General features: G+C 69.1%; 14 protein-coding genes. 10 read left to right on the top strand and 4 right to left on the bottom strand.

Annotated elements, in window-relative coordinates; translation table 11 throughout:
• The first annotated feature begins 970 nt into the window (after window positions 1-970).
• The 3 genes from VGJ96_09420 to VGJ96_09430 all read left to right on the top strand — a co-directional run bounded on the left by VGJ96_09420 (window position 971) and on the right by VGJ96_09430 (window position 5,774).
• Window positions 971-1,660, top strand: coding sequence for a thioredoxin domain-containing protein (locus VGJ96_09420; GenBank protein HEY3287319.1), 690 nt, complete (start codon window positions 971-973; stop codon window positions 1,658-1,660).
• A gap of 54 nt (window positions 1,661-1,714) precedes the next feature.
• Window positions 1,715-2,071: a hypothetical protein gene (locus VGJ96_09425; protein ID HEY3287320.1), complete on the top strand. Its 357-nt coding sequence runs from the start codon at window positions 1,715-1,717 to the stop codon at window positions 2,069-2,071.
• A gap of 481 nt (window positions 2,072-2,552) precedes the next feature.
• Window positions 2,553-5,774, top strand: a complete 3,222-nt coding sequence (locus tag VGJ96_09430) for a hypothetical protein (protein HEY3287321.1) — start codon at window positions 2,553-2,555, stop codon at window positions 5,772-5,774.
• A 61-nt stretch (window positions 5,775-5,835) separates the two neighbouring features.
• Here the strand turns inward: VGJ96_09430 and VGJ96_09435 are convergent, their stop codons facing one another.
• Window positions 5,836-8,202 carry a DUF5916 domain-containing protein gene (locus tag VGJ96_09435; GenBank protein HEY3287322.1) on the bottom strand — a complete coding sequence of 789 codons (2,367 nt, stop codon included), beginning with the start codon at window positions 8,200-8,202 and terminating at the stop codon, window positions 5,836-5,838.
• Window positions 8,203-8,282: 80 nt separating this feature from the next.
• Between VGJ96_09435 and VGJ96_09440 the strand changes: the two genes are divergently transcribed.
• The gene (locus VGJ96_09440; protein HEY3287323.1) at window positions 8,283-9,242 is read left to right on the top strand and encodes an ion channel; all 960 of its coding nucleotides are present in this window, start codon (window positions 8,283-8,285) and stop codon (window positions 9,240-9,242) included.
• A gap of 57 nt (window positions 9,243-9,299) precedes the next feature.
• Here the strand turns inward: VGJ96_09440 and VGJ96_09445 are convergent, their stop codons facing one another.
• Window positions 9,300-9,827: an SET domain-containing protein-lysine N-methyltransferase gene (locus VGJ96_09445; GenBank protein HEY3287324.1), complete on the bottom strand. Its 528-nt coding sequence runs from the start codon at window positions 9,825-9,827 to the stop codon at window positions 9,300-9,302.
• 101 nt (window positions 9,828-9,928) lie between these two features.
• Here VGJ96_09445 and VGJ96_09450 point away from each other — a divergent pair, with 101 nt between their 5' ends.
• On the top strand, window positions 9,929-11,299 hold the full coding sequence (locus VGJ96_09450) for an aldehyde dehydrogenase family protein (protein ID HEY3287325.1): 1,371 nt from the start codon (window positions 9,929-9,931) through the stop codon (window positions 11,297-11,299).
• Window positions 11,300-11,312: 13 nt separating this feature from the next.
• Here the strand turns inward: VGJ96_09450 and VGJ96_09455 are convergent, their stop codons facing one another.
• On the bottom strand, window positions 11,313-13,073 hold the full coding sequence (locus VGJ96_09455) for a serine/threonine-protein kinase (GenBank protein ID HEY3287326.1): 1,761 nt from the start codon (window positions 13,071-13,073) through the stop codon (window positions 11,313-11,315).
• A 16-nt stretch (window positions 13,074-13,089) separates the two neighbouring features.
• A complete protein-coding gene (locus tag VGJ96_09460; GenBank protein HEY3287327.1) occupies window positions 13,090-17,112 on the bottom strand; it encodes an ATP-binding protein in 4,023 nt (1,340 codons plus the stop codon).
• A gap of 100 nt (window positions 17,113-17,212) precedes the next feature.
• On the opposite strand from VGJ96_09460, the gene VGJ96_09465 reads away from it, so the two are divergent.
• The 5 genes from VGJ96_09465 (at window position 17,213) to VGJ96_09485 (ending at window position 23,066) form a co-directional block, all read left to right on the top strand.
• Entirely contained in the window at window positions 17,213-17,905 is a 693-nt protein-coding gene (locus VGJ96_09465) for a hypothetical protein (protein HEY3287328.1), read from the top strand.
• 127 nt (window positions 17,906-18,032) lie between these two features.
• The gene (locus VGJ96_09470; protein ID HEY3287329.1) at window positions 18,033-19,499 is read left to right on the top strand and encodes a TolC family protein; all 1,467 of its coding nucleotides are present in this window, start codon (window positions 18,033-18,035) and stop codon (window positions 19,497-19,499) included.
• A gap of 12 nt (window positions 19,500-19,511) precedes the next feature.
• A complete protein-coding gene (locus VGJ96_09475) occupies window positions 19,512-20,786 on the top strand; it encodes an efflux RND transporter periplasmic adaptor subunit (protein ID HEY3287330.1) in 1,275 nt (424 codons plus the stop codon).
• Entirely contained in the window at window positions 20,783-21,601 is an 819-nt protein-coding gene (locus tag VGJ96_09480) for an ABC transporter ATP-binding protein (GenBank protein HEY3287331.1), read from the top strand. Before VGJ96_09475 ends, VGJ96_09480 begins: the two co-directional genes overlap by 4 nt.
• Window positions 21,602-21,818: 217 nt before the next feature.
• Window positions 21,819-23,066, top strand: a complete 1,248-nt coding sequence (locus VGJ96_09485; protein ID HEY3287332.1) for an ABC transporter permease — start codon at window positions 21,819-21,821, stop codon at window positions 23,064-23,066.
• The last annotated feature ends 1 nt before the right edge of the window (window position 23,067 follow it).

Below are 23,067 nucleotides of genomic sequence, written 5' to 3' on the forward strand. Positions count from 1 at the left end.
GAGTCGTACCCGATCGCACAGCCAGCCTACGGAGTGTCCGCATGTCGTATGAGAGCGCCGATGCAACGTGGCGCGGCTGATTTGGAGGTGTGAAGCCAGTCGTTTCGCACAGAGTTGGTCGAGGCCAACCGCGAACATCGCGTTCACAAGACCGGCGGCACGCCCGGTCTGGCTCGCCTCTGCAAGCAGTTCCCGCGCTTTCGCTTCGGTGTTGCGCGGCAGAGTCAGGAACTGGTGACGCGGCATCGCACGCCTGGGGCTCGCGGGCACCTCCGGGAACGCTCGTCGTCCCGGCGTCTCGGCTGCGGACATCGGTTCCTCCTCGAACGTATGCGTACCAACTGCGGATTGTCGGTCGTCCGCGCCAGAGGTCCGATACATCGCCTGCCCGCGACCGCGAGGCCGCCCCGGTCGCGTCCTTCCACAGCCGAACTTGCTTATTACATTATGTCACTTTCTAGGCACCCGTCAAGCCGGTGAGACATTTTGCGGGCTTGCCTCCGCCACGCCACCTGTTATGCTATGCCACTCGTTGCATTCCTGACGCGGCCACGGGAAGTGTGTCCATCGAACGGAGGGGACGATGCGCAATCGCATGGGGTTGCTACTTCGCGGGTTGGTGGTGGGGTTGGGTGCACTGGCGCTGGTGACAACGCCATCGTCCGCGCGTGCCACACCGCGAGGATGTGTGTTGTGTGGGTCGACCTGCAGCTACGCGGGCATCGCGTGCATGCAAATGTGCGGCGTGATGGGCGCGACCTGCGAATGGACGGGATCTTGCCTCGGCAACAACGGCACGTGGTATCCCGCGACCATTACCTGCTTCTACGAAGCGTAGACTAGGCCCCCAGGCCGCACGCTGGCGCAACCATTGCGAACAGTGGCGCGCCGACCGTGCGGCTTTTGACACCCCTGGTGCCATCGGATTCCCCCGATCCCTCACCCGGTGAATTCATCGAGGCTCACTCCGATGACCGCGCGTCTTGAGCGCACCCTGAATCTGCTTCTCACGTCCGCCGCCGTCTGCATTGCCGCGGTACTCCTGTACCGTGAACTGCGGCCTGGCGTGTCTGTGGCGATCGATGACGGCCCCTTACGCGCAACCCGCTTTATCGAATGGCCCGAGGCGATGACCCTCGGTCGATTGAGTGGAAGTTCCTCGGCGACGCTTCAGGTACTGGTCTTCTCCGACGTGGAATGTCCTGGTTGCCGTGCATTCCACTCGCTCGCGCGGACCGTGCAGCAGGCGGACAGCCTATCGCTCGCCGTGCGGCTGATCCCGTTCCCCCTGCCGCAACACCGCTTCGCAACCCCCGCGTCGCGCTTGCTTGAATGCGCTCGAAGTGAGGGGTACTTCGATACCATGTTGGACGTGTTGTACTCCCACCAGGATTCACTCGGATTGAAGGATTGGGCGTCGTTTGCCGAGGAGGCCGGGTGGCCCGCCGGGATGCGCGCCGATCGGTGCGCGATGAGCAGCGAACCGGTCCCGTACCTCACCGACGCGAAGGCATTCGGCGAGCGGGCCGGCGTCCGGGCGACGCCGACCGTCGTCGTAAATGGATGGCGACTGAACCGCGTGCCGACGCAGGCCGAACTGTTCGAGGCACGGGACCGCGTTCGAGCCGGCCGGAACGCGTTTGGCGACACGACGCGCTAGCGCGCTCGACGGAGCGCCGTAGCTTCCTTGTCACCGGGATTGCGGAGAGACAACATGCTAAGACTGGTGCTCGCGTGGAGCGTGTGGCTTGCTGGATCCTCGGCGCAAGCGCAGGCGGTATTCCAGTCCACAGGGGATGTCGAAGCAACCGTCCAGGTGATCTACAAGGGGCTGTTCGCCGGCGTCACGCTGCCGAAGGAAGTGCGGGACAGTGCAGTACGGGTGATTCGTGCTGAACACACGCGCCAGGTCGCGATCGACGGACGCGCACCGGGGGCGTGGGATCGGCGCATCGCGCTGAATCGCTGGCGAGATTCGACCCTGCGTGTCCTCCTGCGGAACGACGCGGACCGCAAGACGTTCAATGCAAACGCCGAGCGACTTCGCCCACAGGGTCGTCCTCCGCAGTAACGGGAAACGCGGCGTGCGCCGGCCGAGTGCGCTCTCGCTGATTGTGGGCGTCACCAGCGCTTTCCTTCCGTCCCTCGCATCGAGTCAGATCGAACCGAGTGGATCGGAGGTCAGGGTGCTGGGGCGGGTTGTCGACGACCTCGACCGACCTATCGCGGGCGCGGCGGCGACGTGCGAACCTCACGTTGCCGACGCACCCATGAGGTCGGAGAGCGACGGGCACGTCCTCGTCCGATGTGGAAACGACGGCTCCGGGAGTTGGCGCATCCGCCTCCGTGCGATCGGCTTCTCGCCTCGCGTCGTGGTAGTCACGGCGGCGGAACTCCGCGCGGGCCAGGCTCCGCGGTGGGTGCTGCAGCCGCACATTCAGGATGTCGGCGCCGTTCGCGTCGTCGCGGTGCGACCCCGCCCTCCGCGTGACGACGCACGCACTGGCCGGCAGCCGGGGGCGAACGAAAGCCTCGTCGACATGGGAACTGGAATGTCCGGTGACGTGACGGGGAACGCCGGGGCGTCGCTTTCGTCCATCGCTGCGCTCGTCGCCCCGCCCGGTGCAAATGGTTTGCGGGCGATCAGCGCGTTCGGGCAAGGGGGAGACCAAAACCGTGGCGCTCTGAACGGCGTCGACTTCGAGGGCGAGCTGCCCCGTGATGGACTCCGGCGGGCCGTTCGCCTCTCAACGTACGACCCCCGCGTGGGCCGCTTCAGCGGGATCCTGCTCAGCAGCACCATCGGCAGCGGCTCCTCCGTGCGACTGCGAGCCACGCGCTGGTCCGCCGAGTACGGCGTGCCCGCCAACCTGAGCGGCGATCACACGACCAAGCGGGCGGTGGCCAGCGTCACCATGAGCGGTCCGCTCCCAAGGATAGCCAAGTTCGCGAATCTTTCGGCGCAGGTCAGCCTGGCGCCGGACGCCGGATACTCGGTGCTATCGCAGCCTGCCACTCGGGCGGGAGGCGGTTCGCCCTCCTTGGCGACTGTGGAGGGGTTACGTCGCGCCAACGAGCTGTTTGGTGCAACTCCCGAACCCCGCGCGGCGCGGCTGGATCGGACCGCGATCGGCGCCTCGGCGATCACGCGGGTGGACCTTACCAAAGCGGGCGAGTCGGGGTCGACAACCGATGGTACTTTGTTCTACCTGCTCTCTCAGGCCTCGATCCGAGCAACTCCGGGGGTGGGGCTGTCACCGTGGACCGCGTGGTCGCGCACGGTCCGGACGCAATCGGCGGCATCCCAGACCACGCTGGTGTGGGCGCCCTACATTCGCAGCATGCTCGGCGAAGCACGGCTGTCATATTCCGTCAACACGAGCAGTTCGACGCCGAGCTTCCTGGCACCCGAATTGAACGTGATGGTCGTGGACAGCGTTACGAACGCAGTTGGTCTCGCGATGCTTGGCGGCGCGTCACTGGGGATCAGCCGGACCGCGAAGCAGCAGTGGCTCGCGAGTTGGGATGCGTCGTGGATGACGCGTGACCGTCGGCATCGGTTCAATGCCTTCACGGATGCGATTGCGTACGACGTTGCCGTTACCCAGCAGATGGGTTCGACGGCAGCGTGGAATTTCGCATCGCTGGATGCGCTCACGAGGAATCACGCAACCTACTTTGAACGACTTGACGTTCATCCGACGGCGAGACTGCGGGCGCTGCGAGGATCGGTCGCCCTCTCGGACGTGATGACCCTGAGTCAGCAGGCACGTCTCGGCGGCGCCGAGGAAGGGCGCGGCCTCACGCTGCAGCTGGGCCTTCGACTTGACTGGGACCGTGGGGGGCGCGGGGCTACCCGCGACCATCGTGCGGACTCCGTGTTCGCCATTCGCACGGGCGTGGTGAGCGCGACGACCCGATTGGCTCCCATGCTTGGATTCACGTGGGGGCGCGGCGTCGTGACGCTCTCCGACAATGGGTTTGTCACCGACACGCGCACCAAGATCAGCGGCGGCATCCGCGTCTATCGCGGCGTGACCGAACCGCTCTCTCACATCCCGGTCTTCCAAGTCAGTGATCGCAGCGCACCGCGGGAACTTCGCTGCACCGGGGACGCGGTACCGCCAGCGCCGTACGGGTGGCCCTCAACCGTCGCGTTGCCCGACCGCTGCCTGTCTGGCGTGCCGGTTTTGTTGACGGCGCCGGGCCGCGGCATCACGGCTGCTGCGCGCTCGTACGAACCAGCGAGATCCACTCGAGCGGAGCTGAGGGTGCGACATGTCGTCGGTGCCACGCTGGTCCTGCTCGCGGGCGTCTCGGTGGCCGAAGGTGCCTCCGGCGTGCAAGCCGTGGATCGCAACCTGCGGGAAATGCCCACTTTCGTGCTCGGCGAGGAGGGCGCTCGCCCCGTGTTCGCGCCGGTGACGGCGATCGATCCGCGGAGCGGTCGCATCTCGCTCGGCGGGTCTCGCGTCGACTCGACGTACGCGGCAGTTCTGGAGCGCCATTCCGATCTCGGCGCGCGCTTCCTACAGCCAACCATTGGCCTCACGTGGCGCTCGCGGCCGGGGCGGGCTTTGTCGCCGGTCTCGGCCGCCTCAGCCGACCTCGGGAATGCGCTGACGGTGTCCTATGCGCTGACGGAGGGCAGGTCGCAGGTCACCGGCTTCACCGGACCCACAATCGGGGATCCGCGACGTGCGCAGTGGTCGCGCCAGCAAACGCCGCAGCACGCGGTAGTCGTCGAAGCCACCGCGCTCCTCGGCGCGCATGTGAGGTTCTCGGCGCTGTTCCGGGCGACGTCTGGATACCGTTACACTCCGATGGTTTCAGCTGACGTGAATGGAGACGGCCTCGCCAATGATGCGGCGTTCATTTCGCCGGCGCTTGAAGTTGCCCGACTCGAGGACGGGCATGCTCGCCAGTGCGTGCGACGACAGCGAGGTCGGATTGCGGCCCTCAATTCCTGTAAATCGGGCTGGGGCCTCGCGCAGAACTCGCTGGCGGCCACCTTGGCTCCGGGGTTCCTCTTCGGCAGCGACCGCGTGGCTTTCACGATCCTCGTCAGTAATCCGATTACCGCACTCGACCGCCTCGTGCACGGAGGCGGCGCCCTCCGCGGATGGGGGCTGACGAATCTGCCGGATCCAACACTCCTGGTGCCGGCGTCCTTTGATCCGGCGCGGCGGGCGTTCACATACCAGCTCCGCACCGCGTTCGGACGCTCCGACCGAAGGGACAACTACGTGGTCAATCCGCTGCGACTCATCGTTGACACGCGGATTACCATGGGACCACCACTTGAGGACGAGTGGCTGCGTCTGTTCGTCCGGGATCTACGACATGACGGTAGGGTGCCGAAGGCGGAGGAGTTTCAGGAGCAGCTGGTGAGCAACGCCGAGGCGTTTGGAGGCACCGAGGGGATGCTGCTGCTTCGTCTCCAAGAGCAACTCGGCCTGACGAGCGTCCAAGCTGAGTCGCTGCGAAGCATCGAGCAAGAACGGCGTACCTACCGCCTGGCAAACTATCTTCCCCTCGCGACCAGCCTCGCAGCGAGAAAGCCAGAGGTCGGTTCTCGCGCGCTGCGGAAGCTCTACGGCGACGCGGTCCGGAGCTCGCTCGAGCACTCCTTTGTCATTCGGCAGCGGATTCGGGAGGTGCTGACTGACGAACAGGAATCCTGGCTCCGGATGCGCCGCATCGCCTTGCTGCTGTTCATGACCCGCGCGGAGGCCGAACGCACTTGGTCAGGTCGTCAGGTGCTGCCGCAGTAGTGTCAAGACGTCGCACGCCTGACTGGCGCGACCCGACGGCCGGAGGAGCTCGCTCACTCCCTTATCGCCGGAAGAGGTAGCTGGCTTTCAGGAAGAAGGCGTCGTCGCGGCGCACGAGGTGCTCGAACCGCATTGGTTCGGGCTCGGTCATGCGCGCGCCGTATCCTACATAGAATACGGTGCCGGGCTGCGGCTGGTACAGGACCAGCCAGTCCACGCGGAAGGCATTGCTGCGATACGCGCCGGCGCTCGCCCAGCCGCCGGCGCTGCGCCGCAACAGCGGATACCCCGTGCGTCCCTCGTCCCGCAGGTCGAGCATCGCCTCGCTGACGTACTCGCCGATGACCCGCGCCGAAAGCGCGCGCGTGGCCTGATACTCCAGCTTCAGGCGCGGATTCCGGAACAGTCCGACGGCGCCGCCGCCGTGCTTGCGGTCGTACTCCTGCATCTGGTACGTCGCGCTCAGCCGCAGCTGTTCGGAGGCCCGCAACTCCGCGCCCACCTGGACGAAGACAATATCGGCCGACGCCCACTCGTAGAAATTCTCGTCCTGCCCCCACAGCAGCAGCGTGTTGAACTGCAGCCAGCGAAACTGCGGCGACGCGACCCGAACGGCGTAATCGCGATTCGGGAGGCGCGGCGTCCCCGTGAACGGCAGGGTGTCGATGCCGCCGCCGGGGCGCGGGGCCGCGATGCGGTAGAGCGCGCCATAGTATCGGGGGTCGTAGCCGAAGCTCTCGAGCAGCCAGGACAGCCCGACGTTCCACCCACCGCGCATATTGGCGTCGAGATTGAAGTGCAACTGCTTGTCACGCGCATCGCCGCGCTCGAGGAAGCGGTCGTAAAACCAGACGCCGCCGATCTGCATGTTCGGCGTCACCGTCTCCAGCCACCCGCCCGCCGGCCGGAAATGCGTGTACCGCGGGTGGATGCTCAGATGCGTTTGTCCGACGCGCCGCAGGAAGCCGCTCTCGGTGCGAAAGTCGGGGTGGAGGCCCGTGAGACTGGTGGTCCACCCGAAGGCGCGCCCGTTGCGTGACGTCCGCAGGTCCCACAACGGCGCGCTGACCGTGCGCCCGTCGCGCTCGGTGCGCGAGCCGGCCGCCTGCAGGCTCGCCGAGTAGATGCGTCCGCGCACCACGTTCACGTCGACGTCGAGCACCCGATTGCTGTTGCCGCCGTCCACGCGGTCGGTGTACAGCACGCCGGCGCGCCCCTGCGCGCCGAGGTCGCGCGTGAGGCGCAGGATGTTGAACAGCGGCCGGTCACGCCCCGTGGTGCTCGCGGCGCGATCGTCCAACGCGGACAGGTAGCCGAGGTTGGTCGCGCCGACCTTGCCAGTGAGCTTCATCGCCGCCACGGGCTGCACCACCCGGCGCGTGTAGACGAGACCGTTGGGCGCACGCAGCTGCTCGATGCCATCCAGGAAGAAGGGACGCTTCTCCGGATAGGAGAGGGCTTGTCGGGGATCGTACACAAACTGCCCCTCGTCGGCCTCGACCTGCGAAAAATCGGGGTTCACGGCGCCGTTGAGGGTGAGGTTGTTGGTGATTCCCCACCTAACGTTGGCGCCGACGTCGGGATCGTTGCCGCGATACGTCCAGCGGCCGTCGGCGTCACTCGGCCGGCCATTCACGCGATCGGTGACTTCCGGGGTCAGGTCGAGCACGAGCCCGCGGCGCATGCCAGTCAGTCCCGTCAGCCGTCCCGACTGCGCGAGGAACGAGGCGCCGGCCCGCTGCGCCGGCGCCCAGCTGTCCTCGGAGCCGGCGTGCTGCACCACCCGCGTCACATTCAGCCCCCACGCCTGCGAGGCGGCCGACTGGTAGCGCAGGGACTTGAATGGCACCCGCACCTCGACCTCGTAGCCCCACGACGTCAGTCGCCCCTTCGACTGAAAGACGAAGTCGGGGCTGAAGTCCACGCTCTCGCGCGATTGCACGCGATTCATGAAGCTGCTGGTCGCGAGCTGCCCCGCCTCCTTCAGCACCCCGTCGGCCTGGACGCCAAGCGGATTGACCATCAGGACGGTGGCCTGCCGTCCATCATTGAACGTGCCGATCAGCAGCTGCACATAGTCGTCGCTGTCGATGCGGTCGCGCTCGGCGAGCGTGGCGCGCACCTCGCCGTGCGCCTCGAAGGCGCGGATGCCGAAGTGCATGGCGGTCGGCGAATACCAGACGAGCACCTCGGTGCTGTCCAGCGCCGCGATGCCGTCCTTCGGCGAGAACTGCGAGAAGCCGGTGAGCCGCGCCGCGCGCGACCAGGCGGGCTCGTCGAGCACGCCATCCACCGTGATGGTCGCCTCGATGCGCGGCGGCGCCACCGCGACCTCGCCCCGCCGGCCGTGGTGGACCAGCGTCGAGTCGGCCGGCGGCAGCTGCAGCGCGGTCAACGAGGCAAGGACGGCAAGGATCGTCGGCAGCATGATGGGGGAGTGCGGGGGGACTGCACCCTTACGCAAGCGGCGCGCGAGATGCTGACATAAGTTAGCACCTCATGGAGACCATGAACTTCGCCGCGATCCCGACGCCCAAGGGGCCGGAGGAACAGGGCGACCTCGGCTTTGGCGCCGTCGTCTCGACCGCGAGCCGGAAACGCCTGCTGAACCAGGACGGCAGCTTCAACGTGCGGCGCGTGGGCTTGCCGTGGACGGAGGTGGTCAGTCTCTACCACAGCGCCCTGACGCTGACCTGGCCCGCCTTCTTTGGCTGGGTGGTGCTGATCTACCTCGGCATCAACCTCGTCTTCGCGGTGCTGTACCTGCTGTGCGGCAGCAGCGCCATCGTCGGACCCGACATCGCCTCGATGGGCGGGGCCTTCGGGCGCGCCTTCTTCTTCTCGGTGGAGACCTTCGCCACCATCGGGTACGGCAACATCAGCCCGCACGGGCTGGCGCCGCACCTGGTCATGACCGTCGAGGCGCTCGTCGGCGTGCTGGCCCAGGCGCTGATCACCGGCCTCTTCTTCGCCCGTTTCGCCCGCCCGACCGCGCAGATCACGTTCAGCCGGCACGCGGTCATCGCGCCGTTCCGCGACGGCAAGGCGCTGATGATCCGCATGGCGAACCGTCGCAAGAACGAGCTCATCGAGCTCAAGGCCTCGCTTTCCTTCTCGTTCCTGGACAGCTCGAGTGGCGTGGCCATGCGCCGCTATCGTCCGCTCACGCTGGACCGCGGCGAAGTCACCTTCTTCCCGCTCGCGTGGACCATCGTGCACCCCATCACCCCCGCGAGTCCGCTCTGGGGCCTCGACGCGGCGGCGCTGCAGGAGAAGGACGCGGAGATCCTGCTTCTCCTCTCGGGGACGGACGACACGTTCGCGACGACGGTGCACGCCCGCACCTCGTACAAGCCCCACGAGCTGCGCTGGGACGCGAAGTTCACGAACATCTTCAACCCGCCCGACGCGGCGGGCGTGATGTCGCTCGACATCAGCCGCCTCGACGAGGTGCAGCCCGTCGCCTGAGGCGCCTCGCCCGTTGAGGCACGGCGGGGGAGGCCGGCTGGCCTCCCCCGCGCCACATCACCCGTCGGCGTGCTTGTCGGTGTGCCGCGCCGCCACGTGGTGTGGCTTGCGGCGCTTGGGCTTGCGGGCGGCGAGGATCGTTCCGCGGCAATGCTTCGTCCCGCAGAAACAGGCGTAGCGCGCCTCGTCCGCCGCCGTCTCGGTGCCGTCGCGCTCGTAGGCGTAGTCGTAGAAGAGCTCGGCGCCCTTGGAGATGGGACGGATCGCACAGATGAACACCCGGCCGCGCGTGATGACGGCCTCGCAGTTCGGCGTGCACGAGTGGTTGATGAAACGGGCATCGTTGCCGCCCACCGACGCATCGATCACCGTCTGCCGCGACACCGAGAACAGGAAGGTGTGGTGCCGTGTCATCGTCGCGTCGTCGTAGCGCGCGTCGGCAACGGCGTGCGAGATGCGCTCCCCCAGATACTCGATGACGCGCTCGCCCTTCTTTATGTCGCGGGTGGCGAAGGCGCCGCGCCCGGCGATGGCGGAGCGGCGGATCTTGAACGGGACGGCGTCGGGCTGCGAACGAGGCGGCATGGAGTGGGGGCGGAAGGATGGTGCAAGCTAATCGCCCGCAAAGACTGGACCAACGAGGGCACAGGCTGGCGTGAGCCGCCGGCTTCGTGCATCGTGCTCCCATGCCTCAATCCAGCGTGAATCCCGCCACCGGCGACATCCTCGCCGCGATTGCCGACCATACTGACGCCGACGTCGAACGCCTCGTGGCGCGCGCGGCGGCCGCCGCCCGCAACTGGCGCGCCACCTCGCACGCCGAGCGGTCGGCGATGCTGCGCCGCCTCGCCGACCTGCTCGACGGCGAACGCGAGGCGCTGGCGCGCCTCGCGACGCTCGAGATGGGAAAGCCCATCGTCGCCTCGCGCCAGGAAGTGGCCAAGTGCGCCCTCCTCTGCCGCTACTACGCCGACGAGGCGCCGGCGATGCTCGCGCCCGAGCGCGTGCGCCGCGACGGCGTGGAGGACGGCGCCGTGCACTTCCTCCCGCTTGGCGTGCTGCTCGCCATCATGCCGTGGAATTTCCCCTACTGGCAGGCCATCCGCGCCGCGGCGCCCGCGCTCGCCGCCGGCAACGTGGTGATGCTCAAGCACGCGTCGAACGTGCCGCAGTGCGCGCTGGCCATTGAACGGTTGTGTGTGGCGGCGGGCGCCCGCGACGGCGCCTTCACGACCCTGCTGATCAACGGCGCGCGCGCCGGCGCGTTGATCGACGATCCCCGCATCGCGGCCGTGACGCTCACCGGTTCCGAAGCCGCCGGACGCGATGTGGGTGCGCGCGCCGGCCGAGCCGTGAAACCGTGCGTGCTCGAACTCGGCGGGAGCGACCCGTTCGTCGTGCTGCCCAGTGCCGACCTGGCCGCGGCGGCCGAAACCGCCGCGCGCGCCCGCTGCATCAACAATGGCCAGTCGTGCATCGCGGCCAAGCGCTTCATCGTCCACACCGACATCTTCGACGCGTTCGCCGAACGGTTCGTCGCCGCGATGCGGGCGCTGGCGATGGGCGATCCGCTGCTCGACGGCACCGAGATGGGTCCGCTCGCCACGGCGTCCATCCGCGCCGAGGTGGTCGATCAGGTGCGACGCACCGTTGCCGCCGGCGCGCGCGTCCTCTGCGGCGGCGAGGTGCCCTCGGGTCAGGGGCACTTCTACCCGCCCACCGTGCTCGCCGACGTGCCGCTCGACTCCGCCGCGGCGCGCGAGGAAGTGTTCGGCCCGGTCGCGCCGCTCTTCCGGGTCGCCAGCGCCGATGACGCGCTGGCGCTGGCCAACGACTCGGCCTTCGGGCTGGGCGCGTCGGTCTGGACGCGCGATCCCGCCGAGGCGCGTCGCTTCGCCGCGGGTATCGAGGCCGGATCGGTCTTCATCAACGCGATGGTGGCCAGCGATCCGCGTTTCCCGTTCGGCGGCGTCAAGGCGAGCGGCGTCGGGCGCGAACTGGCCCGCGAGGGGTTGCGCGCCTTCGTGAACGTGAAGACGGTGCGCGGCGCGCCCTAGCGCCGCCGCGCGCCTACCGCGGCCGCAGGAAGAAGCGCCGCGTCGCCTTCCACCAGCGCGACCAGCGCGTGGCGCGCCGTTCCTGCCGCGCCAGCTCGCGCGTGAGGGCGCGCCACTCCCTCCGCATTTCCGACGCGTCGCGGAAGCGGCGCTCGGGCTCGGGCGAGAGCGCCGTCGCCAGCCAATCCGCGAGTTCCCGTGGAAAGGCGCTCAGGTCAACCTTGCCGGCCAGCTGCTGTGCGAGAATGGCGCGCGCGTCGCCGCCGCCGAACGGCAGCTTGCCAGTGAGCGCAAAGACCACGATGCCCGCCACCGCGAACAAATCGGCCGCCACGCCCTGCGCCTCGCCCAGCAGCTGCTCGGGCGCGGCGAAGGCCGGCGTCCCCGACGCGCCCATCTTGTCGTCGCCGAGGGCGTTGGCGATGCCGAAATCCGACAGCCGCCACCGGCGGTAGCGATCGATGAGGATGTTCTCGGGCTTGATGTCGCGATGGATGATGCCGTTGGCGTGGGCCTGGCCCAGTCCGTCGAGGATGGCGTCCACCTGCGGCGCGATCTCCTGCAGCCCGCGCGGTCCCTGGCGTGCCACCAGGTCGGCCACCGAGCCTTCCTCCTGCACTTCCATGATGTACCACGACACATCGCCCTTCGAGTCCCACGCATAGATGGGCACGATGGCCGGATGCTTGAGCTGCGCCGCCAGCCGCGCCTCGCGGCGGAAGCGCGCGACCGCGTCCTCGTTTCGCGCGATGTTGGGGTGGAGCATCTTGAGCGCGACTTCGCGCTCGAGCGACAGGTCGCGCACGCGCCACACCGAACCGAACTGGCCCGTGCCGAGCGACGCGAGCACTTCATAGTCGTCGCCCGTCGCCCAGCGCAGGCGGTCTTCCTCCGACACGGCCCGGTATTCGCCCGACGACTGGTCCACTCCGACGAGCAAGGGCGTGCCCGTTCCCGAGATGCGCTCGATCTGCCGCAGCAGCGCGGCGAGGTTGAAGAACCGGTCGCCCGGCTCGGGCGCGAGCGAGCGGTCAATCAACTCGGCCACGCTGGCCGGCACGTCGGGACGCACGAAGCGAATCGGCGGCACGCCATCGCGCGGCGGCAGTTCCCCCGTGAGAATCGCGAAGCAGACCGCGCCCAGCTGCCACTGGTCGCTGGCCGGCGTCGGGCGCCAAGGCCCGCTGGCGAGTTCCTGCGGCAGCGGGACCCAGCGGGCATCAGGGCGCAGGCCGGCCGGCGTCTCCTCGGGAGTCACGGCCCACTGCCAACCCAGCAGGTAGAGCCGCCCCGCCGGCGTCGTGTAGATATTGTCGGGCGACACGGCCCCGTGCGGCGTGCCCGAGTCGTGCAGGTACGCGAGCGCCGAGCCCACGCCGCGCAGCACGCGCAGCATGTACGGCACCGTCTCCGTGCCAATGCGCCGCAGCCGGGCGCCCACCGTCTCGCCCGCCACCCAGCGGCGCAGATAGCCCGGACCGCGGCGGCTCTCACGATACCGGCGCCAGAAATGGTATGCCGTCGGGATGTTCGGGTGATTGCGATGCGCGAGCTGCCGCGCCTCCGCGAACAGCCAGCTCTCGTGCGCGGGATCGGGCGCCGTCACGAGCGCGAGCGGCCGGTCGAAGGCGTCGATCACCTGCATCGCGTGCCGGTACGGCGTGGCCACCCCTTCGTCGCCCCAGCGCCAGCCGGGCGGCAGCTCCCAGCGATCGAGGTGCAGCGGGATGTCCTTGGATCGCTTCTGCGGCGGCGTGGAGGCGAAGACGTTCATGGCTTCGTGAAATGTGTCAGACCGCACTACGCCCGACCAGCCGAATGGTGACGACGGTTCCTTCGCCGGCACCGCTGGCCACGTCGATCCCCCCGCCCCACCCTTCGATCAGCCGCCGGCTGATGGCGAGGCCCAGCCCGCTTCCGCTGGTGCGCGTCGAGAAGTGCGGCTCGAAGATCCGCGGCAGCACATCCGCCGCAATGCCGTGCCCGTCGTCGCGCACCACGATGCGCACGGCACTCTCGCCCTTGCCCAGCGAGACGCGCACCTGGCGCGCCCCCGCGTGACGCGCATTCTCGAGCACATTGAGCAGCGCCTCGCGCAGCTCGGGCTCGCGCGCGAACGCCATGACCGAGCTGGCTGCCCCGTCCATGTGCCATTCGACGCCGCCAACGCCGAGCTGTTCCAGTCGCACCACATCGGCCACGATGGCGGCCACGTCCACGGCATCCGGCGGCGCCTGCTCTTCGGGAAGCATCCCGTAGCGGCTGAACGCACGGGCGATCTCATCGAGCCGGTCGATCTCGGCGAGTATCCGCTCGACGTTGTCGTCGAGCACTTCGTCAAAATCCACCCGCGCGTCGCGCCGTGCGCGCCGCAGATGCTGCATGCCGAGCCGCATCGGCGTCAGCGGGTTCTTGATCTCGTGCGCCACCTGGCGCGCCATCTCGCCCCAGGCGAGGACGCGCTGCGCGCGCGCCAGTTCGCTGAGGTCGTCGAGCGTGATCACCGCGCCGCGCGCGCCGCGCAGCAGGCGCGTCAGGCGCACGTGCAGCTGCACGCCGCCGTGGCGTTCGATGTCGAATTCCTCCTGCTCCGCGACGCCGGAGAGGAACCGATGCAGGCGCTCGGCAAGCGGCGTTTCGAGCACGTCGCTCGCGACCACGCCCGGCATCGCCCCCGCGTGCAGCAGCGCCACCGCGCGCGGATTGATGAGCGAGATGCGCCCCTCCGCATCCACCGCCACGACACCGCTCGCGACGTCACGCAGCACCGCGGCCAGCCGGCGCTCCGCCGCCTCGAGCGCATCGCGGCTCGCGCCGAGGTCCGCCGCCATCTGGCGGAAGGCATCGAAGACCGGCTCGAACTCGACCGGCGGCCGCCCCCCGGGGAGCGGCTCGCGCACGCCGCCGGCCACGGCCAGCGCGCCGCGGCGCAGCATGTCGATGGGCCTCGCGAAGGTGCGCGCCGCCAGCCCGCTCAGCCAGAAGGCGGCGAGCGCGCCCAGCGCGGTCACCACCAGCACGAGCACGGTGACATCGCGGCGGCGGCGGTCGAGCGCCAGTTCGTCGCTGCGCGCGGGCGCCGACAGCACCAGCCGCACACCGCTGGAATCGATGGCGGCGCGATAGCCGAAGCGCACCGCGCTCCCCCCGACCTGCTCGTCCATGCCGGCGAGCAGGTCGTCGTTGTCTCCCAGCGCGCGCACCACGGCCGGCGGGAGCAGGCGTCCCACCGGGGCGAGCGCGTCGTACAGCGGGTCGCTCGTCCCGAGCATCAAGCCGTCGGCGTACAGCAACAGCGGCGTGTCGAAGCGCGCGGCCGCTTCGCTCAGCTGCACGCTGTCCGAGGCCGCGGCCACGCCGCGCAGCGTCTCGCGCACCAGCAGGTCGCGACTCTGCCGGTCATCCGTCTGCAGGCGGCGGTAGCTCCACGCCGCAAACCCGCCCGCCGGCAGCACGAAGAACGCGAACAGCGCCAGCGAGAGACGCAGCCGGTAGCTCCGCGGCCAGCCGCGCGCCCAGAGGCGCAGCCAGCGCAACCCGGTTCCCTCCGACGCAAAGAGCAGGCTCCAGATGCAGAGCACGAACAGGAGATCCACCATCACCAGGAGCGCGCCACGCGGCGCCAGCACCTCGATGCCGCGCAGATCCACCCGTGCATGCACGCGCTCCGCGCCGGCGTCGCCGACGGGAACCACCCAGTCGCCGTGCAGCTCGTCGCCGCGACGCGACCATCGCTCCGCGCCGGCGTGCAGTTCGTGGGCGTCGGCGCGCTGCAGCGTGTACGGCGGCTCCACGTTGGGCGCCTGCCCCAGGCCAATCAATCCGATGAACGGATCGGCCGGCACGAGCTTGGTCCGCGGCGAGATGACCACGGTCGTGACCGCGCCGCCCGCGTGCGGGACGGCGAGCACGAGCTGCGAGACCGGCGCGGCCGTCGTCTGTCGCAGCACCGGCTGCCGCAACCGGCGCGCCTCCGACGCGAAGGTCTCGAGTCCCGAGGTCAGCCCGGCGGCCATCGCCACGCGCAGATCGGCCATCGGGCGACCCAGCGAATCCCACGACGTCAGCTCCGCCGGGAAGCCGGCGGCGCCAAGCTCGGTGGCCGCGTAGCGCGCGAGCAGTCCGGGACGGCTGGGCGTCGGCGCTTCCTGCATCAGTTCCACCGCCAGTCGCTGCAGCAGCGCCGCGGCATCGGGATCTGCGGTCCCCAGCCCCGCCACGTCGCGCTCGGCCAGCTGCACGCGCTCGCGCACCGCCGACGACCAGACCAGTGTCGTCGCGCCGCACGCCGCCACGAAGGCCGTGCGAAGCACCGCGCGTCGCGCGCGGCGCGCCGTCGCCAGCGCGGCAATGGCGGCGATCCACAGCACGGGGTACCAACCGGGAAGGCGCGCCGGCGCTTCGAGCAGCACCGGCGCGATCAGCGCCGACAAGCCGGCAATGGCGGGCGCGAGCCACCCCGGCAGGCCGCGTCGGCCGCCGACCACCGACTGTCCGGCCGTCACGCCGAGCAGCAGCACGGCAAAGGCCGCGAGGAAGACCGAGATCTCCCACGCGAGCCACAGCTCCGTGGACATCCCGCTCGTCGGCACGCGAATGCCGCGCGACACGTCGCGCAGGAAGAACGGGCCGATCGCCGCGACGATCACGAGCACGGCGCTCCACGTCCAGCGCATCCGCGCGTTCACCCGGCTCCGCTGCGCGGCGAACAGCCCCATCAGCGCCAGCGCGCTGACCATCGCCAGCGCCGCGACATTGGCGGTGAGCGGCCCGAGGGTCGGCGCGTAATACAGGCCCGCGTCGAACCAGCGCGACACGTTGGAATACGCGCCCAGCGGCATCACGGCGACGGTCGCCACGACGGTGGCCAGCGCCGCAAGGCGCGTACGCACCGGATGCTCGCGCCGCCACGCGGTGGCGATGAAGAGCAGCGCCAGCAAGGCCAGCAGGGCCCCGCTGCGCGTGATCGCGCGCTCCCGGAACTCCAGCGCCACGACTTCGGGCGGCGCAACGACCGCGCGCACCGCGAGCACGGCGTCGCCCTCGACATACACGCGCCGCACCGAATCGCCCGGCACGTCGGCCGGTCCGAACACGTAGCGGGCAATACCGGTCGGGCGCGCCGCGTGCGCATCGAGCGGCGTCGTCAGGTTGTCCGCCGGGGGCTCGGCGTGCAGCAGCGCCGTCGCGATGGCGGTGACGTTGCCGTTTGCCGCGGCCACGTACAGCGCGAGATAGAAAGGCGTCGCCATCACGCCGTGCGTCCCCGGGAGCGAATCGACGGGGAGGTTCAGCCGGCCCGCCCACACATCGGGCCTGCCGTCGCGCCCCCGCAGCACCGCACGCTCCGGGTGCCCACGCACCAGGCGATCGAGCGCATCCCAGGCGGCCGCGCCGCTGTCGGCGCCCGGTCCCCGGGCCGCGTCGGTTGCCGTCTGCTGCAGCGCGACGGCCGTCTCCTCGATGCGGCGGGCGAAATCCTCGGTGGCGCGCGCCGCCGCCTTCCGGCTCCACGCGGCCCAGTTCGCCTCGCGCCGCACCCGCTCGGTGCGCATCACGATGCCGTCGCCGACAAAAAGCACGGCCATCGCGAGGAAGAGCGCTTCGCGTCCGCGCCGTTGACGCCGACCCAGGGCAGGAATCGCGACGAGGACGGCCAGCCCGCACAGCCAGAGCCAGGCCGGCTGCATCGTGCGAATCCACGCCGCCGCCGTGAGGACGGTGGCTGCGGCCGATGGCATCCAGACCCAGCGTGGCAGGGCGAGGACCGTGGGCGGCGCGGGCGCGGCGAGGCGCGGATCGGGTGAAGTCACTGGCGAGGATAATACCCCGTCGGCGCGACGGCGGCGATCTTCCCGGCACACCGCCCCAGATGCAGGGTACGCCTCAAGGGCCTATCATTATAGTCTCCCCATGAAACGCTCCCTCTTTCTCGTCGCCCTCGTGCTGGCCGCACCGTCCCTGCAGGCGCAGGCGACGGTCGCCGATGACGGCAGTCTCACCCTGATCCGCGCGGGCGATCGCATCGGCCGGGAGGACTTCTCCATCCGGCACGTCCCGACCACGGCCGGCGCTTTCGAGACCCTGACGCGGGGGGTCGTGGTCGCCGGCACGCGTCGCATCACGGTGGACCTCAGCACGGACTCCATCGGGCTGCCGGTCCGCTATCAGTTCAAGTCCACCGATGACGGGCGATCCGGCGACATCTACCGGGCCGAGGTCGTCGGCCACCGCTACAGCGCCCGGGTCGTCCGCACCACTGGCGAAGCCGCTCGGGAACTCCTCCTCCCAGCGGGCACGTTGATCGTCGAGGACGGCGTCCTGCACCCGCTGCAGTTCGTCGTCGCCCGCGGCGCGGGGAGCGTGCCGGCGGTCGTCCCGTCGCGCGGCGTGGTGGTGCGCCTCACCGTGGAGGAGGCCGGCGCCGACCGCGTGTCCATCGCGCTGCAGTCCATCGCCGCGCGGCGGTATCTCGTTCGCGAGGCCGGCGGAACCCTGCTGCGGGAGGTCTGGGTGGACGCTGCCGGCCATCTGCTGAAGGTGTCCGTCCCGTCGCAGCAACTCGTCGCGGTGCGCGACGACGCGCCGCGCTCGGCCAGCCGCTAGCACGCCATGCCGGCGCACCACGGACCGGGGACCCGCGGTGGGGCTCCTGGGCCGGACGCGTCCCCTGAAACTCCACTCGCCACGGCCCCGTACGACCAGACGGACCCAACAATTGGAAGCCTCGGACATGCGCCATTTCCTGACCGCCCTTGTCGTTTCCGGCGTCGCCCTTTCGGCCGCTGCCCAGTCGGCGTCGAATTCGCTGACGCTGGATGACGCCATTGGCATCGCCAAGAAGAACAATCCCGCCTACCAGCAACAGCTCAGCGGCCGCACGCGAGCGGCGCTCGCGCTGCGCTCCGCGTATGGCGCCTTCCTCCCGGGAGCGGATGCCTCGTTCGGCACCGGCTACCGCCAGGGCAAGCAGGAGTTCTTCGGCGGCGTGGCGTTCGGCGCCACGTCGGACATCATCTCGAGCAACTGGGGCCTGAACTTCAACGCCCGCCTCTCCGCGGCCACGGTCTCGGAGCTGCGCCGCGCGCGCGCCAACATGGAGGCCGCCGAGGCTGACGTCTCGGCCGCCGACGTGGCGCTGCGCGCCGGGGTCGTGAACCAGTTCCTCACCGCCCTCCAGAGCCAGGCCAACGCGGAGCTGCAGGACTCGCTCCTGACGAAGGTCCGGCTCGACCTCCAGCTCGCCAAGGCGCGCGTGGAGGTGGGTTCCGGCACGTCGCTCGACGTGAAGCGCGCCGAGGTCGCCATCGGCCAGCAGCAGGTGCTGGCGCTGCGCGCGCACAACACGGCCGAGGTGGACCAGCTGAAGCTGTTCCAGCAGCTCGGCGTCGCGCGACCTGGCCCGGTCACGCTGGTGCCGATGACGTCCGTCACCGCGCCGTCGTTCGAACTCGGCCAGCTGCTCGACATCGCCCGCAAGGGGAATCCGACGCTGCAGGGCTACCAGTCGCGGCAGGCCGCCGCCGCGCAGGGCGTGCGGTCGGCGCGGAGCGCGTACACCCCGACCGTCTCGCTGGGCGCCCAGCTGGGCGGCTACACGACGCAGTACAAGAACGCCGACTACCTCGTCGCGCAGGCGCAGAGCCAGACGCTGTCGAGCCAGGCCGGCTGCTTCACCACGGATTCGATCCGCCGCGGCGCCGGCCTCAGTTCCATCGGCGCCAAGTGCAACGCCATCCAGTTCACGCCGCAGTCGGCGCAGGCCATCCGCGACGCCAACAAGACGTTCCCGTTCGACTTCACGTCGAGCCCGTACAACCTGTCGCTTACGCTGTCGCTCCCGCTCTTCGACAAGTTCGGACGCGAGCAGCGGGTGCAGGAGGCGCAGATCCTGCGGGACAACGCCCGGTACGACGTGCGCCGGCAGGAGCTGCAGCTCACCGCCGACGTGACCTCGGCCTGGACGTCGCTGCAGGCCGCGTATCGCACGGTGGGGCTGCAGGAGCAGAACGCCGCCGCCGCGCAGGAAGCCCTCACGCTGGCGCAGGAGCGCTATCGGGTGGGGGTCAGCTCGTTCGTCGAACTGGTGCAGGCCCGCAATGATTATGAGCGGGCCTCGAACGACCGCATCAGCGCCGTCTATGACTACCATCGTGCCTGGGCCGCGCTCGAAAACGCGGTGGGCCGTCCCCTCCGCTAACAGAGACAGACCATGACCAAGCGTTCAAAGTGGATCCTCATCGGCGTCGGCGTGGTGATCGTCGCCGGCCTCGGCGGCCTCCAGTGGCAGAAGTCGAAGAAGAAGGGGACCGAAGTCCGCATCGAGGCCGTGCAGAAGCGCGATCTCGTGGCGTCGGTCACGGCGAGCGGCCAGGTGACGCCGCGCACCAAGGTGGACCTCTCGGCCGACATCACCGGCAAGATCGTGGCGCTGAACGTGAAGATGGGCGACATGGTCAAGAAGGGGCAGCTGCTGCTCCAGATCGACCCGCAGCAGTTCGAGAGCCAGGTGCAGCGCGCCGAGGCGGCGCTGGCCAACTCGCGCGCGCGGCTGGCGCAGGCCAAGGCCAACCTCCTGCAGGCGCAGAAGAACTACCAGCGCTCGGCGGATATCCGGAAGACCAACGCCACGCTCATCAGCGACGAGCAGATCGAACAGCTCAAGACGACGTTCGAGGTCAACCAGGCGCTGCTCGAGGCCGCCCAGCAGGACGTGAAGCAGGGCGAGGCCACGCTGAAGGACGCCCGTTGGCAGCTCTCACGCACCAACATCTACGCGCCGATGTCGGGGCGCGTGACGCGGCTGAACGTCGAGAACGGCGAGACCGCCGTGCAGGGCACGTTCAACAAGGACGCGGCGACCCTGATGACCATCGCCGACATGAGCGTGCTCGAGACCAAGGTGAAGGTGGACGAGACCGACGTGTCGCGCATCTCGCTCGGCGACTCGGCGGTCATCCAGATCGACGCCTTTACCGACACGACCTTCATCGGCAAGGTGGTCGAGATCTCGCAGAGCTCGGTCAAGGGCGCGGCGACCGGCACCGGCGACCAGGCGATCGATTATGAAGTGAAGATCCGCCTGCTCAACCCGCCGACCGACACCCGGCAGGACTTCTCGGCCACGGCCAAGGTGATCACCGACACCCGTACGAAGGTGCTCGCGATCCCGATCATCGCCCTCACCGTCCGCGAGAACGAGGAGCTGAAGAGCCGCGATTCGGTCCCCAACAGCAAGGCGCCGGCCAAGCAGGTTGGGAAGAAGGACGTCGAGGGCGTCTTCGTGGTCGACGGGACCAACAAAGTGACGTTCCGGCCCGTTAAGGTAGGGATTGCCGGCGAGAAGTACTTCGAGGTGCTTTCCGGCGTGAAGGAGAACGATCGGATCGTGGGCGGCACGTACCAGGCCATCCGCGAGCTCAAGGACGGCGTCATCGTCCGCGAGGCCAAGCAACCGGAGCAGAAGCCCGGGGAGAAGAAGTCGTGAGCGACAGTACGCACGCAGACGCGCCGATCAGCACGACGGCGGAACGCCAGGCGGTCACCTCGCAGCCCGGGGTGACGCCCAGCCGCGACTGGGTCATCGTCACGCGCGGCATCAAGCGCGAGTATGACATGGGCGGCGAAATCGTCCGCGCGCTTCGCGGTGTGGACATTGCCATCCGCCGCAACGAGTACGTCGCCATCATGGGTCCGTCGGGATCGGGCAAGTCCACGCTGATGAACATCGTGGGCTGCCTCGACACGCCCACGGACGGCGAGTACTGGCTCAACGGCACGCTGGTCTCGTCCATGAAGGACGACGAGCTGGCGCGCATTCGGAACAAGGAGATCGGGTTCGTCTTCCAGACGTTCAACCTGCTCCCCCGCGCCACGGCCCTGCACAACGTGGAACTGCCGCTCGTCTACGCCGGCATGTCGGCCAAGCAGCGCAAGGAGACGGCGGCCTATGCCCTGGAGCGCGTGCAGCTCACCAGCCGGATGCATCACAAGCCCAATGAGCTCTCGGGCGGCCAGCGCCAGCGTGTGGCCATCGCCCGGGCGCTGGTGAACAGCCCGTCCATCCTGCTCGCCGACGAGCCGACGGGCAATCTCGACTCGACGACGTCGTCGGAGATCATGCGCGTCTTCGAGGAGCTCGCCGACCAGGGGCAGACGGTGATCATGGTGACCCACGAAGCCGACATTGCCGCGCACGCCCGCCGCGTGGTCGCGCTGCACGACGGCCAGGTGTCCAGCGACACCCGTCGCGAGCGTTTCGTGCGGGAGAATGAGCAGATCATCGCGGCGAAGCAGCACTAGATTGAGGATTGGGAATCCGGAACGGGATTGAAGATCCCGATTGCGGACCACGATTGGCGATTGAAGGGCGGCCCCCACCGGGGGGCCGCCCTTCGCGCGTTATCGGGAGCCGCGCCATCGCGAATCGTCATCCCGAATCGCAATCCTCCATCTCGTTCCGGATTCCAGATCCTCAATCAGTGGGAAACTCCGTCCCTCTGTCGTCCGTACGGAATCCATGCTCTTCTTCGAGTCCATCCGCCTCGCCCTCGCCACCATCCGCGCCCAGAAGCTGAAGAGCTTCTTTACGCTGCTCGGCGTCTGCATCGGGGTGATGTTCCTCATCGCCGTGGTCAGCATCGTCGAGGGGATGGGGCGGTACATGGAGCAGGACCTGATCGGCAAGCTCATCGGGGTGAATTCCTTCGAGCTGCGGCACCGCCCGAACATCAACATGGGCGACGTGGACCCCTCGGTCTGGGAGTCGTATCGCCGCCGGCCGCGCCTTTACCGCGACGACCTCGCGCCGGTGATCGAAGCGCTCCCCACCGGGACGCGCTGGGCGATGGTCAGCGACAACAGCCTGCCGGTCTCGTCGCGCTACTCGGGCGGCCCGCGCAACGCCCAGATCAGCGCCATCGACGGCGACTTCTTTGCCATCCGCAAGTTCGTCATCGCCGAAGGGCGCGACTTCACGCCGCAGGAGCTGGAGATGGGGACGCCCGTGGTCATCATCGGCCCCGACATCGTCAAGCGGCTCTTCCCGGGGCTCAACGCCATCGGGCGCGAGCTCAAGATGGGCGGCCTTCCCTACACCGTCGTCGGCGTCCTCGAGACGCAGGGCAGCGCGTTCGGCCTCTCGTTCGACAACCAGGTCTTCGCGCCGTGGCAGTCGCCGGTGCACCGCCTGCTCAACCGCGTGCCCAGCATCATCGACGCCGTCATCGTGCAGGTGCCGTCGGCATCGCAGATGACCGAGGCGCAGGAGCGGGTGCGCCAGGTGATGCGCACGCGCCACAAGCTGCGCCCGGGTCAGCCCGACAACTTCTCGCTGCAGACCTCCGAGAGCGCGCTCGCCTTCTGGAACAAGCTCAAGCGCTACCTCGTGATCGCCGGCATCGCGCTCCCCGCCATCGGTCTCGTCGTCGGCGCCATCGTGATCATGAACATCATGCTCGTGGCGGTGGCCGAGCGCACCCGTGAGATCGGCATTCGCAAGGCACTCGGCGCGCGGCGCGTCGACATCCTGAGTCAGTTCCTGGTGGAATCCGCGACGCTGAGCACGGTGGGCGCGGCCGTCGGCATCGCGCTGGGGGTGGGGCTCGCCAAGCTGATCTCCGCGCTGAGCCCGCTCCCCGCGACGGTCGCGCCGTGGTCGGTGGTGGTGGGCGTGGCGCTGGGCGCCGGCGTCGGCATCATCAGTGGCGTCTATCCCGCCAGCCGCGCCTCGCTCCTCGACCCCATCACCGCCCTGCGCCAGGAGTAAC

This window comes from Gemmatimonadaceae bacterium (genome assembly GCA_036504815.1).
In the GTDB taxonomy this organism is placed as follows: domain Bacteria; phylum Gemmatimonadota; class Gemmatimonadetes; order Gemmatimonadales; family Gemmatimonadaceae; genus PNKL01.